The organism is Roseiarcus sp. (assembly GCF_052145395.1).
Taxonomy (GTDB): domain Bacteria; phylum Pseudomonadota; class Alphaproteobacteria; order Rhizobiales; family Beijerinckiaceae; genus Roseiarcus.
The window spans coordinates 1-4,605 of sequence record NZ_JBKQOT010000149.1; the positions used below are offsets into that span (position 1 = coordinate 1).

Consider the following 4,605-nt stretch of genomic DNA (forward strand, 5'->3'; position numbering starts at 1 on the left):
CGCGATCGCCTTCGCCCGCGCCGTCGAGGGGGCGCTCGGCGCCGAGGCGCCGCCGCGGGCGCATGCCTTACGCGGCGTGTTGGCCGATCTCGAGCGGTTCGCCAACCATTTCGGCGATATCGGCGCCATCTGCAACGACGCCGCCTTCGCCCTGATGCTCGCCCATTGCGGGATTTTGCGCGAGCGCACTCTTCGCGCGGCGAAGAGCGCGTTCGGACATCGGTTGATGATGGACGCGGTCGTTCCCGGCGGCGTCGCCGTCGATATCGCCCCCGAGGGCGCGGCGGGGATCCTGGCGCTCGTGGCCGAGGCCAGGGCGACTTTCCCGAAGCTCGTGCGGCTCTATGACAACACCGCGTCCCTTCAGGATCGGACGGTCGGGACCGGCGTGCTGAAAGCCGAGCTTGCGCGCACGTTCGGCGCGGGCGGCGTGGTCGGGCGGGCCTCGGGCCGCGATTTCGACGCGCGCCGCGATCATCCCTATCCGCCTTACGACGCCCTGTCTTTCAAGGTGCCGACCCGCAAGGCGGGCGACGTCAATGCCCGGATCTGGGTTCGCATCGCCGAGGTCGGCGAGAGCCTGGAGTTGATCGAGAAGATGCTCGAGCGCCTGCCCGAGGGTCCGATCCGGGCGGCGCTTCCTGCGAAGGGCGCTGGCGAGGGATGGGCGCTGGTCGAGGCCTTCCGCGGCGACGTCTTCGCCCATGTCCGGCTCGCCGACGACGGCGCGGTCGCCCGCTGCCACCTGCGCGACGCCTCATGGCTGCAATGGCCGCTCCTGGAGGCGGCGATCGAAGGAAACATCGTCGCCGACTTCCCCTTGTGCAACAAGTCGTTCAACGGCTCCTATTCGGGGTGTGACCTTTAGCCATGCGCGACACGCTGCTGCAGGGCCTGAGGCCCCCCCTGACCGAAACGGCGCCCGGGGCCGACGATCCGGAACTCGCGGCGCTCGCCGCGACGGTGAAGGAGGCGGCGGACCGCACGCTCGGGCGAAGCCTCGCGATCCGCCATGTCGACGCCGGCTCGTGCAACGCCTGCGAACTGGAAATCCACGCGCTCAACAACGCCTTCTACGATATCGAACGGTTCGGATTCCGCTTCGTCGCCTCGCCCCGCCACGCCGACGTCCTGCTGGTGACAGGGCCGGTGACGCTCAACATGCGCGAAGCGCTCGAACGCACTTACGCCGCGACGCCGGCGCCAAAATGGGTCGTCGCCTGCGGCGCCTGCGCCGCCGACGGCGGCGTGTTCGCCGGGAGCTATGCGGTCATGAACGGCGTCGCCGGCGTCGTTCCGGTCGACCTCGTCATCCCCGGCTGCCCGCCGAGCCCCGCGGCGCTGATGAAGGGGCTTTTGGCGCTGATGCGGGGCGCGAAACGATGACGGCGTCGGTGCCGTAAATACAGATTATAAAGGTTATTTGTGGGCTCTGGAATGGCGCTCCTGCGCGAGCAAAGGCGAAGCAGTCCGCGACCATTTGAAAAAAGAGGCAGAATTTGACAGGTAAGTCCCTGTAAGGAAACCAGCGCGACCAAAACCGCGAGCGGGCCGCTTTGGACCCGACGCCTCCTGCGACGAGACCGCCATGCCCTACGCCCGCTACCCGTCCCTGCACGACAAGGTTGTCTTCATCACCGGCGGCGGGTCGGGGATCGGGGCGGCGATGGTCGAGGCCTTCGTGCTGCAAAAGGCCAACGTCGCCTTCGTCGACGTTGAGGCCGAGCCGTCGAGGGCGCTGGCCAGCCGGCTCGCGGCGTCGGGCCAGGCGCCCCTCTTCATCAAATGCGACCTGACCGACATCAACGCGCTGGAGGCGGCGATGGAGGAGGCGCGCCAGCGGCTCGGACCGATCGGGGTGCTGATCAACAACGCCGCCAACGATCAGCGCGAGGATGCCGACGAGGTCAGCGAGGAGGACTGGGACCGGGCGATGGCGGTCAATTTGAAGCACCAGTTCTTCGCCGCCCAGGTCGCGCGCCGCTCGATGCGCGAACTCGGCGGCGGGGCGATCGTCAACTTCTCGTCGACCGCCTGGATGCTCGGCATCGCACGGCTCTCGGTCTATTCGGCCGCCAAGGCCGCGGTTGTCGGCCTGACGAAGAGCCTCGCCAGAGAGTTCGGTCCGGACAACATTCGCGTCAACGCCATCGCTCCGGGCGCCGTCATCACCGAGCGCCAGCGCCGGCTCTGGATGAGCGAGAAGGAGATCGCCGATTTTCGCGCGCGCCAGTGCCTGAACCGCTCCCTGGTGGCGGAGGACGTCGCGCGGTTGGCGCTGTTTCTGGCGTCCGACGACAGCGCGATGATCACCAAACAGTGCTTCCTCGTCGACGGCGGCCTGCGGTGACGCCGCTGCAAGGCTGTGCGACACTAAAATCTGCTTGATTGACCGGCGCGACCGGCGCATCCTCTCCAATCCACGCGGCCGGGCACAAGGCCGCCGGAAGAGGGAGACACGGAATGACAGTTGCGCGCATACTCGCTGAAAAGGGGCGCGAGGTCTTCACGACGCAGCCGCACCGCACGCTCAAGGAAGCCGTCGACATGCTCGCCGCCAAGGGCGTGGGCGCGGTGGTCGTCACAGACGCCTCAATGAACGTCCTCGGCATTCTTTCCGAACGCGACGTGGTCCGGGTCATCGCCCAGAACGGCGCGGCGGCCCTCGATGATCAGGTGTCGCGCCACATGACGCCCAAGGTCATCACGGTCACGCGCGACGCCACGATCGATCACCTGATGACGACGATGACGGAAGGCCGCTTCCGCCATCTGCCGGTCGTCGAGGACGGGCGGCTAATCGGGCTCGTGTCCATCGGCGACGTCGTCAAGCGGCACGTCAGCGCGATCGACAGCGAGAGGCAGGCGCTGCGCGAGTATATCTCCACCGCCTGACAATCCCGGCGGCGGCGGTCATTCTCCGGCGGATTCGATCCGCGGCGCCTCGATGTGGTCGGCGATTTCGGCCGCCGCTTTGCGGACCGCGTCACGGCCGATTGCGATCAGCTCGTCGGCGCGGTTGAACTCGAACATGCCGATCTTGCCGACCTTGAGCTGAATCAGGGCGTCCGGCGGGTCCCCGGCGAGCCGCGAGCGCATGATCCGATCCTGGAGGATGTCGAAGGCGTTGACCATCACGGTCATCAGCCCGGGGGGCGCTGCGTCCGGGTCGGCGGCGGGCCGCGCTGCGCCGCGCCACCACCGCGCGATGACGCCGCTCGAGTCGTTGGCCGGCTCGACCAGGGTGGGCGGCGGCTCCATGCGGCCAAACGGCTCCTGGATCGCGGTGCCGCGGCCGGCGCTGTCGCTCGAAATGTTGAACGCGATCACGCGCTCGGCGCCGAGCGCCCGGGCGACGCTGACCGGCACAGGATTGACAATCGCGCCGTCGAACATCCAGCGGCCCTCGATCCGCACCGGCTCGAACACCCCCGGCAGCGCGTAGGAGGCGCGGATCGCCTCGACCAGTAGGCCGCGCTGCAGCCAGATCTCGTGCCCGCCGCCGACCTCCGTCGCCACCCCGGCGAAACGGATCGGCAGATCCTCGATGCGGAGCCCGCCGAGTTCCGCCTCGAGCTTGGCGCGCATGCGCTCGCCGCCGATCAGGCCGGCCCCGGCAAACGAGAAGTCGATGAGGCCAAGCATCCGCCGCCGGGTCAGCGAACGGGCGAAGGATTCCAGCATGTCGAGCTTGCCCGCCGCGTAGCAGCCGCCGACCAGCGTCCCGATCGAGGAGCCGACGACGATTTCGGGCCGGATGCCGAAGGCGTTGAGCTCCTGCAGCGCGCCGATATGCGCCCAGCCCCGCGCCGCGCCCGCCCCGAGCACAACGCCGATCCTGGTCGAACGGGGACGTCCCCCGGTCGAGGCGGAATCGGAATCAGCTTTCCAATAGGGCGCCCAAAACATGGAAGCTCATCGAACCTGACGTTTTGGCGGCGTGATGACGGGAATGTAGTCCCGTCCACGCCGCGACGCCATACACTTAAAGGTCACAAACCGTTACACATAAAGATCACAAACCGTTCAGAAAGCGCGAGGTTCCAGCCGGGCGTCACCTTTCGCCCTTTGCGCCCTCGACGAAGGACAGCCGCGATCCGGCCGCGCCCGCCTCGACCCGGCGGTAGAAGCAGGAACGTCTGCCCGTGTGGCACGCGCCGCCGTCGCCGCCGACCTCGACGAAGGCCAGAAAGGCGTCCTGATCGCAGTCGACCCGCATCTCGATGAGCGTCTGGGTCTGGCCCGACGTGTCGCCCTTGCGCCACAGCGCCCCGCGCGAACGCGACCAGTAGTGGACGACGCCGGTCTTCAGCGTCGCCTCGAGCGCCTCGGCGTTCATGTGCGCAACCATCAGAATATCGCCGCGCGCGGCGTCGACCGTCACGCATGTCGCAAGGCCGTCCAGGCCGAATTTCGGCTGAAACGCGAGGCCCTCTTCACGGTCCGGGGCGCCGCTCATGGGGAGCGCGCGCCGCGCAGCAGGCTGAAGAAGCGCATCTGCTCGTTCGGGTCGTCGCGGAAGGCGCCGCTGAACTGGGTCGTCACAGTCGACGCCCCCTGCTTGCGCACGCCCCGCATCGCCATGCAGGTGTGCTCGGCCTCGAG

At 68.1% G+C, this 4,605-nt stretch carries 7 protein-coding genes; 4 read left to right on the plus strand and 3 right to left on the minus strand.

All coding sequences use genetic code 11. From position 1 onward, the window contains the following. From ACLP25_RS05200 to ACLP25_RS05215, 4 genes are all read left to right on the plus strand, one after another. Positions 1-868: hydrogenase large subunit (locus ACLP25_RS05200; protein ID WP_442468163.1), on the plus strand; the 868-nt coding region annotated here is incomplete at its 5' end. 2 nt (positions 869-870) lie between these two features. Next, on the plus strand, positions 871-1,386 hold the full coding sequence (locus ACLP25_RS05205) for an NADH-quinone oxidoreductase subunit B family protein (RefSeq protein ID WP_442468164.1): 516 nt from the start codon (positions 871-873) through the stop codon (positions 1,384-1,386). A 202-nt stretch (positions 1,387-1,588) separates the two neighbouring features. Then, complete coding sequence (locus ACLP25_RS05210) at positions 1,589-2,350, plus strand: SDR family NAD(P)-dependent oxidoreductase (protein WP_442468165.1); 762 nt, start codon at positions 1,589-1,591, stop codon at positions 2,348-2,350. 113 nt (positions 2,351-2,463) lie between these two features. Further along, entirely contained in the window at positions 2,464-2,895 is a 432-nt protein-coding gene (locus ACLP25_RS05215) for a CBS domain-containing protein (RefSeq protein WP_442468166.1), read from the plus strand. Between the two features lie 18 nt (positions 2,896-2,913). On the opposite strand, the gene ACLP25_RS05220 is transcribed toward ACLP25_RS05215, so the two are convergent. The 3 genes from ACLP25_RS05220 to ACLP25_RS05230 all read right to left on the minus strand — a co-directional run. Further along, positions 2,914-3,909, minus strand: coding sequence for a patatin-like phospholipase family protein (locus ACLP25_RS05220; protein WP_442468167.1), 996 nt, complete (start codon positions 3,907-3,909; stop codon positions 2,914-2,916). Positions 3,910-4,054: 145 nt separating this feature from the next. After that, complete coding sequence (hisI, locus tag ACLP25_RS05225) at positions 4,055-4,459, minus strand: phosphoribosyl-AMP cyclohydrolase (RefSeq protein ID WP_442468168.1); 405 nt, start codon at positions 4,457-4,459, stop codon at positions 4,055-4,057. Continuing rightward, a partial coding sequence (locus tag ACLP25_RS05230) for a GTP cyclohydrolase I (RefSeq protein WP_442468169.1) occupies positions 4,456-4,605 on the minus strand: 150 nt, incomplete at its 5' end. The genes ACLP25_RS05230 and hisI, both read right to left, overlap by 4 nt.